We start from the raw sequence: 16353 nt of genomic DNA, 5'->3' as shown, positions 1-16353 counted from the left end.
TATCCACGCCGTGCTAGCAAATGCAAGCATTCTGCTAGCACCTGTGTCTCAGCTCACCTTTTGCCGGCGAGAACCCGCTCGTACTCATAGAAGCCGTGACCGGCCTTCTTGCCGAGACGGCCCGAGGTGACCATCTGCACCAGCAGCGGGGGCGGCGCGTAGAGCGGCTCGTCGAACTCCTCGTGCATCTTGTCGGCAATGGCCTTGACGGTGTCGAGACCCACCAGGTCGGCGAGCTTCAGCGGCCCCATCGGATGGGCGCAACCGAGCATCATGGCCCTGTCGATGTCCTCGACCGTCGAGAAGCCGCTCTCCACCATGCGGATCGCGGAGAGCAGATAGGGAACGAGCAGGGCGTTGACGACGAAGCCCGAGCGGTCGGCGGAACGGATCACCTGCTTGCCGAGGACGTCGTGCGCAAAGGTTTCGGCCCGCGCGGTCACCTCGGGAGCGGTCACCGGCGTGGTGACGAGCTCGACCAGAGGGAGCACGGGTACGGGATTGAAGAAGTGGAGGCCGATCACGCGGGCGGCGCTCTGAGTCGCCGTGGCCAGCTTCATGATCGCGATGGAGGATGTGTTCGACGCGAGGACCGCGTGCGGATCGTCGACGATCTTGTCGAGGTCGGTGAAGATCGCGGTCTTGACGGCCTCGTCCTCGACGACGGCCTCGCAGACCAGCTGACGGTCGGCGAAGTCGTTCAGATCCGAGGTGAAGGTGAGTCGGTCGGCCGCCTGGTCGCGTTCGCGTTCGGTCAGTTTGCCGCTCGACACTCCCCGATCGAGCGAACTCAGGATGCGGGCGCGCCCCGCGGAGAGGAGATCGCGGGTGGATTCGTAGACCAGTACGTCGGCTTGGGCCCGGGCACACACCTCGGCGATCCCGGCGCCCATCTGTCCGGCTCCGACGATGCCGACTCGGGTGATCTTCTGGCTTGTCATGTCAGATCCTCCGGGAAACGCCTATGTGACAACTGATCTCGTAAGAACACGGGTAACTCCCGGGGTACGACCAAAGCCCTTGATACGCCAGCAGGCGGCCCGCAGCGAAAGCCGCGGACCGCCTGAAGGGGTTCGCCAAAGTTCCGGGCAGGCGGAATAGCTCCTAGTGGAACTGGCCCTCTTCGGTCGAGCCCTTGAGAGCTGCGGTCGAGGTGTTCGGGTCGACGGTGGTGGCGATGCTGTCGAAGTACCCGGCGCCGACCTCACGCTGGTGCTTGACGGCGGTGAAGCCACGCTCGTCGGCTGCCTTGAACTCGCGGTTCTGCAGGTCGACGAAGGCGGTCATCTGCTCGCGGGCGTAACCGTAGGCAAGGTCGAACATGCCGTAGTTGAGCGAGTGGAAGCCGGCCAGGGTGATGAACTGGAAGGTGAAGCCCATGGCGCCCAGCTCGTTCTGGAACTTGGCGATGGTGCTGTCGTCGAGGTGCTTGCTCCAGTTGAACGACGGGCTGCAGTTGTAGGACAGCAGCTGGTCGGGGTACTCGGCCTTGACGGCCTCGGCGAACTTGCGAGCCAGCTCGAGATCCGGGGTACCGGTCTCCATCCAGATCATGTCGGCGTACGGAGCGTAGGACTTCGCACGCTCGATGCACGGCTCGATGCCGTTCTTCACGTGGTAGTAGCCCTCGGCGGTGCGCTCACCGGTGACGAACTGCTTGTCGCGGTCGTCCACATCGGAGGTGATGAGGGTCGCGGCCTCGGCGTCGGTACGCGCGATGACGACGGTGGGGACACCGGCGACGTCGGCGGCCAGGCGGGCCGAGTTCAGGGTGCGGATGTGCTGCTGGGTCGGGATGAGCACCTTGCCACCGAGGTGGCCGCACTTCTTCTCCGAGGCGAGCTGATCCTCCCAGTGGGTACCGGCGGCACCCGCGGCGATCATGGCCTTCTGGAGCTCGTAGACGTTGAGAGCGCCACCGAAGCCGGCCTCACCATCGGCGACGATCGGCACGACCCAGTTGTCGACCGAGTCGTCACCCTCGACGCGGGCGATCTCGTCGGCGCGGAGCAGCGCGTTGTTGATGCGACGAACAACGTTGGGAACCGAGTTCGCCGGGTACAGCGACTGGTCGGGGTAGGTGTGGCCGGACAGGTTGGCGTCACCGGCGACCTGCCAACCCGACAGGTACACGGCCTTCAGGCCGGCGCGGACCTGCTGCACGGCCTGGTTGCCGGTGAGGGCGCCGAGAGCGTTGATGTAGGAACCGTCACCCTTGGTCACGCCGTCCCACAGGATCTCGGCGCCACGGCGGGCGAGGGTGTGCTCCTCGACGACCGAACCCTGGAGCTGAGCGACCTGCTCGGCGGTGTAGTCGCGCTTGATGCCCTTCCAGCGGGGGTTGGTGTCCCAGTCCTGCTGGATCTCCGCGGCGGTGCGGGGCTTTCCGACGTTGCTCATTGGCTACTTCGCTTTCGTTGTCCTGCTCGTCCCGACCGGGTCGGATCGGGGCGACCGGCCCGGCGCGCCGCCGAGGCCTGGAGTGCTGACCGGCATCCGTCGTGAACCCCGAGAGCTTTACACTCGCGCGTCCGGCGGCGGTGTCGGCCGGATTTGCGAACTCTTGGGCTTCCGTCTGTGGTGCCTGCAGCAAGGGTGCCACAGGACAAACCCGCAGGTCCAACCCTCAGCGAGTGCAAATCCGGGTTATTTTTTGACGAGGGTTTGCAAATTCTGCAAATCTTGTCGTGTGAAAACCCCCGCGGTCCGTCGAAAAAAGTACGCGCGTACTGGGATTTCCTACTCAGGAGTACAGCACACTCCCCGGCCGCGATGCGAGGTATCGAGGAGACCGCGCTCGGCGCAGACCGGGCACGGAGTGACGACATTCACACCGCGCAGACGGCCGGATGAGCCCTTCGAGGGGCTCGATCAGGGGACGGTGACGCGGCCGATCGCGTCGCCGAAGAGCTCCGCCATGGCAGCGGAGTCGACCGGTTCGGTCGGGTCCGTGGGCGGATCGGCGGCCGGGGTCGCAGCGCCCGACACCGTCAGCTGGACGGTGACCGGACCCGACGCCGGTCGGTCCAGGGCGGCGTATCCGGCGAAGCCGACCTGGCGTCGGACCCCGCCGTCGGGAAGCGTGGTGGTGACCTCGGACCGCGTCAGCAGCATCTGCTCGCCTGCACCGAGCCCGCCGTCGATCTCGGGTGGCGCGATCTCGGTGTACTCGGTGACGACGCGACTGCCGGCGAGGTTACCGGTGGTGATCTCGGTGGTCGTGCGCGCACAGCGTCCGGTGGTGGCGAGCCGGTCCGCGTCGATGTCGCGCCGCGCCTTCGTGACCAGCTCGACGAGCACCCCGCTGCCACCTCGACCGGCGAGGACCGCCGAGTTGTCCGCGGTCAGCTCTCCGTTGAGGTCCGCGTCGGCGGTCGGGACGCAGTACTCAGGGGTGACGCGGGTGGTGCGCGCGGCGTCGATACCCGCCCGGTTCCCGGCGACCAGGTCGCTGACGGACAGCGCCTCGGCGGCGAATCCCGGCGGCAGGTCGGATGTCGGGAGCAGCAGGTCGGACGGCGTGCGCGGCGCAGGCGCCCCGGCCGACCCGGTCGAGCACCCGACGCTCGCGATCATCCCGGTCACCAGCACGAACGTCGCGGCCGTCACCCGCATCGGGGTGCGGAGTCGGCCGTGGGGTGAGCGCACGCGGCCACCGTACCCTGAAGGGGATCATCGATCTGGCATCCCCTGTTCCGGAGGTGACGAGTGAGCAGGACCTACGTCGGATCTCGGCTGCGCCAGTTGCGCTCCGAGCGCGGACTGTCGCAGGTGGCCCTCGCACAGACGCTGTCGATCTCCGCGTCGTATCTCAACCAGATCGAGCACGACGCCCGACCGCTCACGACCTCGGTGCTGCGCAAGATCACCGAGGCGTTCGGCGTGGACGCCGGGTTCTTCGACTCCCAGGACGACCTCCGACTCGTCGCCGAACTGCGTGAGGTGCTGCTCGACGACGACATCGAGGCCGCGCCGGGCGCGCATGACGCCTCGCAGATCAGCACGATGGTCGCGGCACATCCGGAGATCGCGCAGGCGATGGTCAACCTCCACCGGCGCTACCGGATCGCGACCGATCAGCTCGCCGCGGCCACCGACGAACGCGGCGACCGCAGCATGCGCGGCACGATCAGCGCGCCGCACGAAGAAGTGCGCGACTACTTCTACCAGCGCCGCAACTACATCCATGAGCTCGACATCGCCGCCGAGGAGATGACGAACCGGATGCGTATGCACTCGGCGGACATCCGCCGCGAGATCATGAACCGCATCGAGAACGTGCACGGCATCAGCATCGTGCGTCGCGTCGACCTCGGCGACTACACCCTCCACCGCCTGAACGCCGAGGAGCGCAGGCTCGAGTTCTCCGCCGCGCTCTCCGCCGGACAGCGGACCTTCAAGCTCGCCAGCGAGCTCTGCTACCTCGAGTACCACGATCTTCTCGACGAACTCGTCGACCAGGGCAACTTCACCAGCGAGGACGCCCGATCGCTGGCGCTGCTCGGACTGGCGAACTACTTCGCCGCGGCCGTCGTCCTCCCTTACAGCCAGTTCCACGGCGCCGCAGAGGATTTCCGCTACGACATCGAGCGACTGTCGGCGTTCTACGCGGTCTCCTACGAGACGATCTGCCACCGGCTCTCGACCCTGCAACGCCCCAACCTGCGCGGCATCCCCTGGTCGTTCGTGCGCGTCGACCGTGCCGGGAACATGTCGAAACGTCAGTCCGCCACCGGTTTCCACTTCTCCTCCAGTGGCGGCACCTGCCCGCTGTGGAACGTCTACGAGACATTCGCCTCGCCGGGCAAGATCCTCACCCAGATCGCCGAGATGCCCGACGGCCGCAACTACTTCTGGGTCGCACGGACCGTCGAACGACGGGCGGCGCGTTACGGACAACCCGGCAAGACCTTCGCCATCGGCATGGGATGCGAACTCCGCCATGCCGGCCGGGTGATCTACTCCGACGGCCTCGAGATCGGCCCACAGGCGCACGTGACCCCGATCGGTGCGGGTTGCCGGGTCTGCGAGCGCACCAACTGTGCGCAGCGTGCGTTCCCGGCGCTGGGTGCGACACTGCGCGTGAACGAGCACTCCTCCACGGTGTCGCCGTACATGGCGATCACCGAGAATCGTTGATGCTCAGCGGCACTCATTCGGGGCAGGGATTCCCTGAAGTCGACGGTCGAGCCAAGTGGCCACGTCACCGAACGAGGTGAACGCCGCGGTGATGTGCTCGATCGGGTACCCGCGGTAGATCGCGGTCGCACCGAGCTCGCACTGTTCGGAGAACAGGGCCCGCGCCTGGCTCGCGGGAATCCACCATTCGTAGGTGCCGTGATAGATGAACAGCGGCATCGTCGCCTTCAGCCCCGACATCGAGGTGATGTCGAAGATGCGCTCGGCGACCGGCGTATGGAACGGGTCGGGGTCGGCCGAGAGCAACTGTGTGGGCATGTGGGAGATGCCCAGTTTGCCCATGTCGCCGGTACACAGATCGCGCAAGGGGGACGTCGCGAGCCAGCGCGCGGCGTGGTTCGACATCTCCAGGATCTCGGGACGCTCCCGAGCCACGCCCAGCATCGCGGAGTGGTAGACCCCGGAGGCCAGGTTGGCGTTCATCGCGCCGGCCAGGGCCCGGTAGTCCGCAGGCACACCACCGATGGCCGCGCCGACGAACCGTCCCGCCTGATCGGGCGCGTAGGAGGAGGCGAGTCTCGACGCGGCATTGGTCGCGATCGCGCCACCGGAGTACCCGTTCATGACGATCGGACCCAGCCCGAACTCTTTCGGGTCCAGTTTCGCGGCCGCCCGGACGGAATCGAGGACGACATGGGCGCCCACATACGGTTCGGCGTAGGCCATCCGGGCGCCGGTGTGGTCGGGCACGATCACCGCGTATCCGCGGTCGAGTGCCAGCTGCGTCAACGGCGGGAACAGGTCGGTGCTGTTGGTGTCGTCGTTGTAACCGTGGGAGAACGTGTAGCCCGGCGTGCAGGTGGTTCCCAGTGCGACGATCGGTGTGTTGTTGATGACGACCGGCCGCGGTCCCGGGCCCGTCCACTGCTTGCGCGGGACGAACAGGGTCGCGGTGCCGAACAGCGGTCCGCCGGTGGCATCGGTGGTGCGGAACTTGACCTGCCGAGCCGAACGCAGGGGCACCGTGACGAGGAATCCGGCCACCGGCGTCACGTCCCGGGTCGCGATCAGGTCACCGGGCTTGCGTCCGGCGAGGTCGGCGGGCCAGTGATCGAAGAACCGGTCACCCACCGGCGACGGCATGACGGCCTCACGCAGTTCCTGGAGCTCGCGAGAACCACCCTCGATCCTCGACCTCTGCGGGATGCGCTCGAGCTTCTTGACCGGGGGCGGCGGCACGACCGCATCGATCTCGCCCGGGATGTTCGGCGGGATGGCGGTCAGGTTCGGGGGCTCGGCACTTGCCACGGGGTTCGACCCGATCCCCCCGAGACCGGAGACCAGCACGGCCGCGGCGACGCCGACGACCACCGTCGCGCGCAGCGTCAGGGGTCGCCACCTGCCCATCGAATGCATCGCCAACACTCCTGTCATGCGGGCGATTCCGGGTGAGCTCACCCCCAGTGGTCAGCCCGACTCGCTCCTCCGGTCCGGATTCCGTCATGCTAAACGGCCTCACGGGCATCGGCAGGACACACCCCGATCATCGCCGGAGAATCCATCGTCCGGCCCAATTCGGATCACGGTTCGATCTCGAAGAAACGACCATCGGGGCGCCGGACATCGACACCTGGTCGCTTGTCCTAGTGTCGACCGCAGTGAGGCGACGAGGCACTCACACGCTGCGGAGGCACCCGATGGCGACAACCGCGAACGGTCGACGACACCGGACCGGTCGCCGGACGCTGATCTCGGGGATCGCCACCGGACTCGTGGTTGTCTGGTGCGCGGTGGCGCCGGGGTCCGCTCCCGGTGAACCGCCGAACATGATGCCCGTCCCGCCGCCGGTCGCCGAGGCCGTCGACGCGGCCGTGCCACCGCCGCCGGTCCCGCGACTGCGAGACATCCCGCCGCGGGCACGGGCCGCCGGATTCGACCACCGCACACTGGAGTTGCGGGAGGCGCTACTGCCCTCGCCCACCGGTGATCCGTTGTTCGACCGCTGGCCTGCGGACCTGTCGACGATGCGACCGGGTCGGGTCATCGCGGTCCGCGACGTCAGGGCCACCGCGGGTCCGGTCGTCACCGTCCCCCTCCGGTCGGCCACCCTGATCAAGTTCGCCACCACCGATGCGACCGGCGCCCCGATCTTCGGCACCGCGACACTGCTGATCCCGAACCGTCCCGCCCGCGGACCCCGACCCCTGCTGGTCAACAATCTGCCCATCGATTCGCTCGGCGCCGCCTGCACCCCCGGATACACGCTGGCGCACGGCTTCTCGATCGCGACGAACCCCACCGACCTGATCCCGCCCACCACCCAGATCGCCCTGAACGACGGCCATGCAGTCCTCGTCCCCGACCATCAGGGGCCGCGGATGGCGTACGCCGAACCCGTGCTGGCCGGGCATGTCATCCTCGACGCCATCCGCGTCAGCCTGACCGTACGCCCGGAAACGTTGCGGCACAGTCGCATCGCCCTGGCGGGCTACTCGGGAGGTGCAATCGCGACGCACGGGGCGTCGAAGCTGGTCGGCGACTACGCCCCCGAACTGTCCGACCGGATCGTCGGCGCCGCACTCGGCGGGGTGCCCGCGGACTTCCGCATGCTCGTCGGCAGCATGAACGCGAACCTGGCCACCGGGCTGTTCCACGCGGCGACCTTCGGCATCGCCCGCGAACGCACCGAGATCCTCGCGCTCGCCAATCGCCCCGCGCGATGGCTGGCCACCTCACCGCTGAAGAACGTCTGCGTCATCCCCGAAGCACTGGGCGGCGGGACCTTCATGCCGATGCAGCTGATGTCGAATGACCCCGATCCGTTCCACTCGCCCGTCGCCGAACGCATCTACCGGCTCACCGCGATGGCCGACCGGAAATCGGTGGTGCCCTTGCTGATCTACCACGGCACCCACGAGTGGTGGAGTCCCGCGGCGGGCGCACGCGCGCTCTACCGGCAGCAGTGCGGCTACGGCGCCACCGCCGCCTACCGGGAGATCTTCGGCGAACACCTCACCGGCGCGATCCTGGGTTTCCCGGTCGCGCTGGAATGGCTGAACGAGCGGCTCGCCGGCCGCCCGGCCCCGAACGAATGCACGCGGCGCCCGGCCGGTTGAGGCCGAGCGTCGCGAGACGGTCAGGGGTGGATCAGTAGACGAGGACGCGCAGGTTCTCGGCGACGCATGCGGGCTTGGACTCGCCCTCGATCTCGACCGTGTTGGTCACGACCATGTTGACGCCCTTGGGGGTCTCCTCGATCGAGGTGATCACCGCGTTGGAGCGGATACGCGCACCCACCTTCACCGGGTTCGGGAAGCGCAGCTTGTTCATGCCGTAGTTGAGGAAGAGCTTGGGGCCCTCGATGGTGAAGATCTGGCCGGCGAGCATCGGTAGCAGCGACACGGTGAGGTAGCCATGCGCGATCGTGGTACCGAACGGACCCGACTTCGCGCGTTCGGGATCGGTGTGGATCCACTGGTGGTCACCGGTAGCGTCGGCGAATGCATCGATCCGCTCCTGCGTGATCTCCAGCCACTCGCCCGATCCGAGGTCTTCGCCGATCGCCGCCTTGAGCTCCTCGACACTGGTGAACGTCCGTGTGCTGTTCGTCATAGTGGCCGTAGTCTACCGTGGCCCCATGAGCGCACCGCGAGTCACACCGGGTGGTCTCCGAGATCTCGGACCCTTCAATTTCGCCTTCGCGCGTGGAGCCGCGCGCGTCATCGGCGTCGACGACGCACACATCTTCTCCACGCTCGGCCGGACGAAAGGACTGTTCCGCGGCTGGCTGCACTACAGCGGCCGGTTGATGCCCTTCGGGACATTGCCGCGCAAGGACTCCGAGATGATCATCATCCGGGTGGCCCATCTCCGCGGCTGCGACTACGAACTCGACCATCACCGCCGGTTGGGGCGCCGGGCCGGTATCGATGACGCCGAGTTCGAGCGCATCCTCTCCGGCCCCGACGCCGGGTGGGGCGACCGCGAGCGGGCCATCCTCCGCGCGGTCGACGAACTGGTCGACACCAAGGACGTCTCCGACATCGCCTGGGCCGCTTTGGCGCGGCATCTCGACAATCGCCGCCTGATCGAGTTCACCCTGCTCGTAGGCCAGTACGACAGCCTGGCCACGACGATCCACACGCTCCGCATCCAGCGCGATCATCACACCTGACGGTCACACCTGACGAGGGATGAGCGATGGAGTCGATCAGCCAGCGCCTGATGCGCAACGCCGCGTTCGCCGAGATCTACGAGAACCTCTGGCGGCCGACGTTCACGAGGTTGTTCAGTCTCGGTGGGCGTGCCACCGAGGACTACGACCGCGCACTCCGCGCCTACCTGTCCCGCCCCGGTGACCGACTCGTCCTCGACGTTGCTTGTGGCCCAGGCAATTACACGCGTCTCATCGCCGACGGACTGACCGGCGACGGACGCTGCATCGGGATCGACTTCTCCGCCCCGATGCTGGCCCGTGCGGCTCGCACCAACGTCGTCGAGCGCGCCGCCTTCCTCCGCGCCGACGCCCACGCGATCCCGTTCGACGACAACACCTTCGACGTCGTGACCTGCCTGGCAGCTCTGTACCTCATCCCCGATCCACTCCCCGTCGTCGACGAGCTGGTGCGGGTCACCAGGCCGGGCGGCGAGATCGTCATCTTCACCTCCGTCACGACCGAGGTGACATCACTGCCCGGCGTCCAGGGGGTCGTCGGACTGACCGGCTTTCGTATCTTCGACGAGCACGCCATCACCGACCGCCTGCGCGCCGCGGGCGCGGCCAACGTCGAGCAGACGATCACCGGTCACGGACAGTACGTCCTGGGCGTGAAACCGGGGCCGGTGAGCACTGCCGGGGATTTGCAGTAAAGTCCTCCTCGAAATAGGGAGGTTAGGTATGACTAACGAAACCACGTCCGGGGATCAGCTGCCGTTCGGCCAGCGCAAGACCGAGGACATGCCGGGCCACTGGCTCCTCGCCCGACTCGGCAAACGCGTCCTGCGTCCGGGCGGACTCGAGCTCACCGAGAGCCTGCTCGACGACGCCCGCATCAGCGGCTCCGATGTCCTCGAGATCGCACCGGGCCTGGGCAAGACGGCCACCGCGATCCTCGAGCGATCGCCGAAGAGCTACGTCGGCGTCGACGACGATCCGGACGCCGTCGTCCTCACCAAGGGCGTCATCGGTGAGCGCGGCCGGGTCGTCGCAGGTGACGCGTCGGCCACCGGACTCGATGACTCGAGTACCGACGTCGCCGTCGGCGAGGCGATGCTGACGATGCAGGCCGACCGCAACAAGGCCAAGATCGTCGAGGAGGCATTCCGTGTGCTGCGCCCCGGCGGCCGGTACGCGATCCATGAGCTCGCGATCAATCCCGACACCCTTCCGGACGAGGAGAAGACCGAGATCCGCAAGTCGCTGGCGCGATCGATCAAGGTCAACGCCCGTCCGCTGACCGAAGCCGAGTGGCGCAAGCTACTGACCGACGCCGGCTTCGAGGTCACCACGGTCAAGTTCGCCAAGATGGCACTGCTCGAGCCGCGTCGCGTGATCGCCGACGAGGGACTCGTCGGGGCATTGAAGTTCGTCGGCAACGTGATCCGCGACGGCGATGCACGCAAGCGCGTCCTCGCCATGCGGGCGACGTTCACCAAGTACAAGTCGCACATGGCCGCCATCGAGGTCATCGCCACCAAGCCGGAGACCGCGAAATGAGCGACTCGACCGTGATCACCGGCCTCGCCGACAACACCGGCAAGACAGGCGATCGTCCCGACATCTCCGTTCTCTCCCGCAACGACGGCGGCAACGTCATCCGCCTGTCGTTCCTGGCCGGTCAGACGATGCCCGACCATTGCGCCGGCCGCCCGATACTGGTCATCGGCCAGACCGGCGAGATCGACTTCACCGTCGGGGAATCCACCACCCGCCTCGAGACGGGCGTGGCGATCCACGTGAACGCCAACATCCCCCACGCGCTCGTGGCACGGACCGATGCGGTCGTCACACTGGTGGTGTTGGAGAATCCCACTGGGGAGCAACCCTCCGGGAGCTGAAGCACGCGGGGCGCGTCGAGATCGAGAGGACCAGCCATGGCGACCAAGCAGCGCGACAAGATCATGGCCCTGCTGTCCGAATCGGTCGAACCGATGGTCGCCGGGGAGATCTCGACGCGCCTCGACCTGCACGTGACCACGGCCCGTTTCCACCTCGCCAAGCTGGTCGAGGAGGGGCGGGTCGAGACCACGACCGTTCCGACGCCGGGCGTCGGCCGTCCCCGCGTCGGCTATCAGCTCGTCCGCCGGGCGCCCACCGGCGCACTGCTGGGCCATCTCCTGGGCCAGTTGGGCAGCACGCAGGCCGCTCGTGAACATGCCGGCGCCGAGGCCGGCCGCCTGTGGGCCGAGGAGCATGCGCGCCCGGCGCCGACCGCCGATCTGCCCGACCCGGTGACCGTCGCCTCGGACACTCTCGGCGCGCTGGGATTCCAGGTCTCGAACATCATGAGCGCGTTCGGCTCTCACGAACTACGACTCTGCTCGTGCCCGCTGCAGGACATCGCCCGGACGCACCCCGAGGTCGCCCGAGGAGTCGCCCGCGGCGTCATCGAGCAGGCACTCGCCGCCAGCTCCCCCGCCCTCAGCTCGCAATATGCCGTCACCGTCGCCCCGGACCCGGCAGGCGGCGACTGCGAGATCGTGCTGCGGCTGGCGCCGTTGCGGCGCACCGCAAACCACTTCGAGACCCCACTCAGGTGAGGCTTGCCTTAATTAATTTGAAGGATTAAGTTTCTCCAAAGGCGTTGGCGAACGACCATCGCCGAACAGGAGGGACTCTCGTCATGCATCTCATCCGCAGGATGACCATCACGCTGCTCGCGACGCTCGTGGCCGTCGTCGGGCTCGTCGCGGCCACCGGCGGTGCCTCGGCCGCCAAGACCTTCCCACCGAACTTCAAGGTCACCACCGACCGCCCGACGCTCGCCGACCTCAACGACATCGTCGAGTTCCTGGTCGAGACCCCGGCGTCGGATCAGGCCAAGGCCGCCAACGTGGAGGGCGGGATGAATGCCGTGATCGTCCCCAAGACCGTCTACTCGCTCGGCCTCTTCCGCGCGCCGCGCGGCTGGAACGAGGTGACCGGTCCGCTGGTCCAGAAGGGCAACAGCGCCACCGCCACGCTCAACAGCGGCTCAGCCGGACGTCCCACGATCCGCATGACCATCGAGTTCAAGAAGCTCGACGGCAACTGGAAGCTCGCGGCCGGCTCGCTGTGCCAGGGCGTCAAGACCGTCGGCCTGAACATCTACTGCAACGCCTAGTAGCCGTGCTCGACATCAGCGGCCTGTCCGTCCGAATGGGCGGGCAGGCCGTTCTCGACGACATCACCACCCGCGTCGACGACGGTGAGCTGGTCTATCTGCTCGGACGCAACGGCACCGGCAAGACGACGCTGCTCCGGACCATCTGCGGCGTCATACCTCCTGCGGCGGGCCGAATCCTGTTCGACGGCAAGCGATTCAGCGAACTCGATGCGCCACCCACGGTGATCGGCATGCATCTGGGCACCGACGCCGCCCACCCCGGCCACAGCGCACGGCGCCACCTGACCTGGCTGGCACGGGCCGGTGGGATCCCGACCGGTCGGGTCGCCGAGGTCCTCGACCTCGTCGGGCTCACCGACGTGGCCGGCCGCCGGGTCGTCGACTACTCCCTCGGCATGCGTCAGCGGCTCGGAATCGCCTCCGCCCTCCTGGGCGATGCGCGCACCCTCGTCCTCGACGAGCCGGTCAACGGCCTAGACGTCGACGGCATCCGTTGGCTACGCGGGCTTCTCCGAGATCTCGCCGACGACGGCCGGCGTCTGCTCATCGCCTCACACCACCTCGACGAGGTGGCCCGCACCGCCGACCGCGTCGTCGTACTGAACTCCGGCCGTATCGCCGCCGACGCGCCGCTGGCCGAATTCGTCGGTGATTCCGCCGATCTCGAGGAGGCCTACCTCGCCACAGTCGGTGGTCAGACCCCCGCAGGAGTCACCGCATGACCGCCACCCTCACGGCCGTCGCGGCACAGATCGGACGCGGCGCACGCGCCGAACTCACCCGCGTCGGCGGTGCACGCAGCATCCTGCTCTACGGGTTGATCCCGGGGGCGGTCCTGCTTCCCCTCGTCATCACCCTCGGCGTCGCCACCGTCGCCGAACGGTTCGCGTCGATCTCGGGGAGCATCCAGGTCACCTCGGTCACCACGACCAACTCGGTCTACTGGGTCATCACCTTCACCGTGATGATCTGGGCCATCGTCGCGGCCTACGCCCAGGCGACCGCCGAGCGCGGCGCGCTGGGGGAACTCACCCGCCACCTATACCCGCGCCGCTGGACCGGCCTGGTGTCCCGGTGGATCGCCTACGGCGTCGGTGCCGCGTTGTGCAGCGCCGCCCTGGTCGCGCTGCTGATGGCGAGCCTGCCCACCTTCTTCCCGAAGGTGTACAGCGGCGTCGACATCGGTTCGCCCGACGGTGTCCGCTTCCTGGTCACGGTGCCGGTCTTCGCGGTGTTCGCGGTCGGGATCGGCATCGGACTCGCAGCGATCATCGGACACCCGGCAGGAACCGTTGTGGCCCTCCTCGGTTGGACGTACGTCATCGAGAACGCGATCAGCCTGGTTCCCGACGGTTACACGCTGCAGCAGTACATGCCCTTCCTCAACGGAACCTTCGGCACCGGGCAGGAACTCGCATTCATGCCGCCGTGGGGTCCCACCGGCGGGCTGCTCTACTGCGGCGCGGTCGCGGTGGCCCTCTTCGTCCTCGGATGTGTCTCGCTGACGTTCCGGGTCAGAAGGACCGGTAGTCGCGCACCGTCATCCGCGGTCCGCGCCGTTCTCGCCGGACGCCGTGCAGCTCCACCATCCTGATGATCCGACGCCGTTGCCCGGCATAGGGTTCCAGTAGTTCGAGCATGCCCGCGTCGTCGACCGGTTCACCGATGAGGGTCAGGCCCACCAGCGTCGGGATGTGATAGTCGCCGACCGACACCGCATCGGTGTCACCGACGGCCCGGGCCCGCGTCTCCGCCTCGGTCCACCGCCCCACTCCCCGAAGGAGCCGGAGACGATCGTGGTGATGTTCGACGTCCATCGCGGTCGCCCCGCGGATCGTGCGCATCCGCACCGGTTCGATGCCGCTGCGATGCCATTCCCACGAGGGGATGTCTGCCCACGCGGCACGCGGCGGCGGAACACGCATCGTGCCGGGTACCGGACCCGGTGCAGGCTCGCCGAAGCGCCGCACCAGGTACCGCCACGCACGGAAGGCCTCCGCCCCGACCACCTTCTGCTCGAGGATCGCCGGTACCAGCGCCTCCCACACCCGGTCGGTGCGGCCGATCCGCAGGCCCGCCGAGCGACGGACGAGTCCGGCGACCACGTCGTCGTGCACCGCCATCGCCTCCGGCTCGTCGGAGGCGCCGAGGAAGTCCGGCAACTGCTCGAGCAACCAGTCGCCGCCGGGCCCCCAGGCGCGTCCCAGCACCCGCGAACCGTCGATGCGCAGCGTCACCGTGCCGGGCCCGTCGGGGGTCTGCACCGAACGCCAGACCGACCCGTCGTTGCCGTAGACGAACGTGGGGTCGCCGGCTCCGCGCCGGAGATGGCCGACCGTGCCCCGGACGTCGAGTTGCCACGGCAACTCCCATTCCCGGACCCGCTCGACGGCACTCACCGTTCCGAGCGTAGCCCGCTCGGCAGTGTTCGTTTCTCGTCGAATTCGCCGAGAATGCACTCGCTGACGTGCGTCCTATTCGTCTGTCGTTCAGCGAATGGACGGCTCTCGCGAGATGTGTCGGTCGAAACCGATCAGACCGCGTAACCGCCACGGTTGGAAGCGGTCTTGCCCTCCTTGAGGACCAGAAGGATGTTGTCGTGGTCGGCGAGCGAGTCGATGTCGGCGAGCGGATCACCCTTGACGACGACGACGTCGGCGAGCTTGCCCGCCTCCAGGGTGCCCAGCTTGTCGGCGACGTCGCAGAGCTCGGCGGAGGTCTTGGTGCCGGCGACGATCGCCTGCATCGGGGTCATGCCACCGAACTTCACCAGGCAGCCGAGCTCGCCGAGGGTGGCACCGTGGTCGGGGACCAGACCGGCGTCGGTGCCGACGGCGACCTTGATCCCGGCCTCGACCGACGCCGCGATGGACTCGTGAGCCAGCTTGTGCCACTTCTCGGACTTGGCGACCGCCTGCGGCGTCGCGGTGTCCGGCTTCAGGGTCTCGATCAGAGTGGGGACCAGGAACTGACCGCGCTCGACCATCTCCGTCCGGAGTTCGTCGGTGAGTGCGTACCCGTGCTCGATGGAGTGCGCGCCACCCTGGACGGCGGCCTGGATACCGAGGAAACCGATCGCGTGCGCGGCGACCTTGCGTCCGCCGTAGTTCTCGGCCTCCTCGACCAGCGCGGCGACGATCTCGGTGCGGGCACCCAGCCAGTCCGGATCGTCGCTGGGCGAGGAGACACCGCCGCTGGAGGCGACCTTGATGACGTCGACGCCGCTGCGGAGCAGCTCGCGGACGGCCTTGCGCGCCTCGTCGACGGTGTCGACCAGCTCACCGCCGATCAGGCCGGTTCCGCTGAGGCCCGACGGGATGTGGAAGTCGGCGTGACCACCGGTCTGGCTGAGCATCTTGTCGGCGACCAGCAGACGCGGGCCGGCGACCAGACCGTGGGCGACGGCGTCGCGGACGCCCACGTCGACACCCATGAGGTCGCGGACGGTGGTGACACCGGCCTCGATGGTGGTCTTGAGCCGGTCGATGAGCTCGAAGAAACGGTACGACGCCGGCACCATCGCGGCCATGATCGGCGAGCCCTTGGTGCCCGGCAGCGAGAGATGCACGTGGCAGTCGAAGAACCCGGGGGTCACGGTGTTGCCCCCGACATCCACCTTCACCGGCTTCGCCGATTCGTCGATCTGCGGGGCACCGGAAGCCGCACCGGCGTAGGCGATCTTGCCATCGTCGATCACGACGACCGCGTCGGCGATCGGGTCGGCGCCGGTCCCGTCGATCAGGCGAGCATTGTGAAGGATAGTTGTGGTCATGACTTTTGGTTATACCGTGTATTCATTCTTTTCCCGGCATCCGAGGGAGAACCTCACACCGGGTCCCGCATTCATGCGCAGATTTGTTCCTCGGAATAGGCACGAAATTGCCACTCG

17 protein-coding genes are annotated in these 16353 nt (G+C 67.7%); 10 read left to right on the top strand and 7 right to left on the bottom strand.

All coding sequences use genetic code 11. From position 1 onward, the window contains the following. Nucleotides 1-53: 53 nt before the first annotated feature. The 3 genes from PWF70_RS03335 to PWF70_RS03325 form a co-directional block, all read right to left on the bottom strand. Nucleotides 54-941 (bottom strand): 3-hydroxybutyryl-CoA dehydrogenase, encoded by an 888-nt coding sequence (locus PWF70_RS03335; protein WP_241549164.1) that lies wholly within the window; start codon nucleotides 939-941, stop codon nucleotides 54-56. A gap of 163 nt (nucleotides 942-1104) precedes the next feature. After that, nucleotides 1105-2400 carry an isocitrate lyase gene (aceA, locus tag PWF70_RS03330; RefSeq protein WP_005200301.1) on the bottom strand — a complete coding sequence of 432 codons (1296 nt, stop codon included), beginning with the start codon at nucleotides 2398-2400 and terminating at the stop codon, nucleotides 1105-1107. 471 nt (nucleotides 2401-2871) lie between these two features. After that, entirely contained in the window at nucleotides 2872-3615 is a 744-nt protein-coding gene (locus PWF70_RS03325; protein WP_006358330.1) for a hypothetical protein, read from the bottom strand. Between the two features lie 93 nt (nucleotides 3616-3708). Here PWF70_RS03325 and ramB point away from each other — a divergent pair, with 93 nt between their 5' ends. Continuing rightward, the gene (gene ramB, locus PWF70_RS03320) at nucleotides 3709-5139 is read left to right on the top strand and encodes an acetate metabolism transcriptional regulator RamB (RefSeq protein ID WP_127961712.1); all 1431 of its coding nucleotides are present in this window, start codon (nucleotides 3709-3711) and stop codon (nucleotides 5137-5139) included. Between the two features lie 3 nt (nucleotides 5140-5142). Here the strand turns inward: ramB and PWF70_RS03315 are convergent, their stop codons facing one another. Then, on the bottom strand, nucleotides 5143-6555 hold the full coding sequence (locus PWF70_RS03315; RefSeq protein ID WP_241549270.1) for a lipase family protein: 1413 nt from the start codon (nucleotides 6553-6555) through the stop codon (nucleotides 5143-5145). 410 nt (nucleotides 6556-6965) lie between these two features. Between PWF70_RS03315 and PWF70_RS03310 the strand changes: the two genes are divergently transcribed. Further along, the gene (locus PWF70_RS03310; protein ID WP_502876447.1) at nucleotides 6966-8255 is read left to right on the top strand and encodes a lipase family protein; all 1290 of its coding nucleotides are present in this window, start codon (nucleotides 6966-6968) and stop codon (nucleotides 8253-8255) included. Between the two features lie 31 nt (nucleotides 8256-8286). Here the strand turns inward: PWF70_RS03310 and PWF70_RS03305 are convergent, their stop codons facing one another. Then, entirely contained in the window at nucleotides 8287-8751 is a 465-nt protein-coding gene (locus tag PWF70_RS03305; RefSeq protein WP_005200306.1) for a MaoC family dehydratase, read from the bottom strand. A gap of 25 nt (nucleotides 8752-8776) precedes the next feature. Here PWF70_RS03305 and PWF70_RS03300 point away from each other — a divergent pair, with 25 nt between their 5' ends. The 8 genes from PWF70_RS03300 (at nucleotide 8777) to PWF70_RS03265 (ending at nucleotide 14058) form a co-directional block, all read left to right on the top strand. Beyond that, nucleotides 8777-9313: a carboxymuconolactone decarboxylase family protein gene (locus PWF70_RS03300; RefSeq protein WP_241549166.1), complete on the top strand. Its 537-nt coding sequence runs from the start codon at nucleotides 8777-8779 to the stop codon at nucleotides 9311-9313. 26 nt (nucleotides 9314-9339) lie between these two features. Then, a complete protein-coding gene (locus PWF70_RS03295; protein ID WP_241549167.1) occupies nucleotides 9340-10008 on the top strand; it encodes a class I SAM-dependent methyltransferase in 669 nt (222 codons plus the stop codon). A gap of 28 nt (nucleotides 10009-10036) precedes the next feature. Next, the gene (locus tag PWF70_RS03290; protein WP_241549168.1) at nucleotides 10037-10855 is read left to right on the top strand and encodes a class I SAM-dependent methyltransferase; all 819 of its coding nucleotides are present in this window, start codon (nucleotides 10037-10039) and stop codon (nucleotides 10853-10855) included. Next, nucleotides 10852-11196: a cupin domain-containing protein gene (locus PWF70_RS03285; protein WP_005200315.1), complete on the top strand. Its 345-nt coding sequence runs from the start codon at nucleotides 10852-10854 to the stop codon at nucleotides 11194-11196. The genes PWF70_RS03290 and PWF70_RS03285 overlap by 4 nt, the downstream gene beginning before the upstream one ends. A gap of 36 nt (nucleotides 11197-11232) precedes the next feature. After that, nucleotides 11233-11898: a helix-turn-helix transcriptional regulator gene (locus PWF70_RS03280; RefSeq protein WP_119031194.1), complete on the top strand. Its 666-nt coding sequence runs from the start codon at nucleotides 11233-11235 to the stop codon at nucleotides 11896-11898. An 83-nt stretch (nucleotides 11899-11981) separates the two neighbouring features. Next, on the top strand, nucleotides 11982-12461 hold the full coding sequence (locus PWF70_RS03275) for an MTB12 C-terminal domain-containing protein (protein WP_241549169.1): 480 nt from the start codon (nucleotides 11982-11984) through the stop codon (nucleotides 12459-12461). Nucleotides 12462-12466: 5 nt separating this feature from the next. Beyond that, nucleotides 12467-13186: an ABC transporter ATP-binding protein gene (locus PWF70_RS03270; protein ID WP_127961718.1), complete on the top strand. Its 720-nt coding sequence runs from the start codon at nucleotides 12467-12469 to the stop codon at nucleotides 13184-13186. After that, on the top strand, nucleotides 13183-14058 hold the full coding sequence (locus PWF70_RS03265) for an ABC transporter permease (RefSeq protein ID WP_241549170.1): 876 nt from the start codon (nucleotides 13183-13185) through the stop codon (nucleotides 14056-14058). The genes PWF70_RS03270 and PWF70_RS03265 overlap by 4 nt, the downstream gene beginning before the upstream one ends. On the opposite strand, the gene PWF70_RS03260 is transcribed toward PWF70_RS03265, so the two are convergent. Then, a complete protein-coding gene (locus PWF70_RS03260) occupies nucleotides 13979-14863 on the bottom strand; it encodes a DNA-3-methyladenine glycosylase family protein (RefSeq protein WP_241549171.1) in 885 nt (294 codons plus the stop codon). The two genes, PWF70_RS03265 and PWF70_RS03260, sit on opposite strands and share 80 nt — an antisense overlap. Nucleotides 14864-14997: 134 nt before the next feature. Then, a complete protein-coding gene (locus PWF70_RS03255; protein ID WP_006358315.1) occupies nucleotides 14998-16236 on the bottom strand; it encodes a metal-dependent hydrolase family protein in 1239 nt (412 codons plus the stop codon). Nucleotides 16237-16353: the final 117 nt, after the last annotated feature.

The organism is Gordonia sp. Swx-4, assembly GCF_030316175.1.
Lineage (GTDB): Bacteria > Actinomycetota > Actinomycetes > Mycobacteriales > Mycobacteriaceae > Gordonia > Gordonia alkanivorans.
The sequence above is the reverse complement of the archived record's forward strand: the minus strand, read 5'-3'. Positions and strand labels throughout refer to the sequence as shown.

What these genes read in the sequence shown, in the direction of transcription:
- PWF70_RS03275 (WP_241549169.1), top strand. Translation starts at nt 11,982, where the DNA reads ATGCATCTCATCCGCAGGATGACCATCACGCTGCTCGCGACGCTCGTG.
- PWF70_RS03300 (WP_241549166.1), top strand. Translation starts at nt 8,777, where the DNA reads ATGAGCGCACCGCGAGTCACACCGGGTGGTCTCCGAGATCTCGGACCC.
- PWF70_RS03255 (WP_006358315.1), bottom strand. Translation starts at nt 16,236, where the DNA reads ATGACCACAACTATCCTTCACAATGCTCGCCTGATCGACGGGACCGGC.
- PWF70_RS03285 (WP_005200315.1), top strand. Translation starts at nt 10,852, where the DNA reads ATGAGCGACTCGACCGTGATCACCGGCCTCGCCGACAACACCGGCAAG.
- PWF70_RS03305 (WP_005200306.1), bottom strand. Translation starts at nt 8,751, where the DNA reads ATGACGAACAGCACACGGACGTTCACCAGTGTCGAGGAGCTCAAGGCG.
- PWF70_RS03265 (WP_241549170.1), top strand. Translation starts at nt 13,183, where the DNA reads ATGACCGCCACCCTCACGGCCGTCGCGGCACAGATCGGACGCGGCGCA.
- PWF70_RS03325 (WP_006358330.1), bottom strand. Translation starts at nt 3,615, where the DNA reads ATGCGGGTGACGGCCGCGACGTTCGTGCTGGTGACCGGGATGATCGCG.
- PWF70_RS03295 (WP_241549167.1), top strand. Translation starts at nt 9,340, where the DNA reads ATGGAGTCGATCAGCCAGCGCCTGATGCGCAACGCCGCGTTCGCCGAG.
- PWF70_RS03280 (WP_119031194.1), top strand. Translation starts at nt 11,233, where the DNA reads ATGGCGACCAAGCAGCGCGACAAGATCATGGCCCTGCTGTCCGAATCG.
- PWF70_RS03335 (WP_241549164.1), bottom strand. Translation starts at nt 941, where the DNA reads ATGACAAGCCAGAAGATCACCCGAGTCGGCATCGTCGGAGCCGGACAG.
- PWF70_RS03310 (WP_502876447.1), top strand. Translation starts at nt 6,966, where the DNA reads ATGATGCCCGTCCCGCCGCCGGTCGCCGAGGCCGTCGACGCGGCCGTG.
- PWF70_RS03315 (WP_241549270.1), bottom strand. Translation starts at nt 6,555, where the DNA reads ATGCATTCGATGGGCAGGTGGCGACCCCTGACGCTGCGCGCGACGGTG.
- aceA (WP_005200301.1), bottom strand. Translation starts at nt 2,400, where the DNA reads ATGAGCAACGTCGGAAAGCCCCGCACCGCCGCGGAGATCCAGCAGGAC.
- PWF70_RS03290 (WP_241549168.1), top strand. Translation starts at nt 10,037, where the DNA reads ATGACTAACGAAACCACGTCCGGGGATCAGCTGCCGTTCGGCCAGCGC.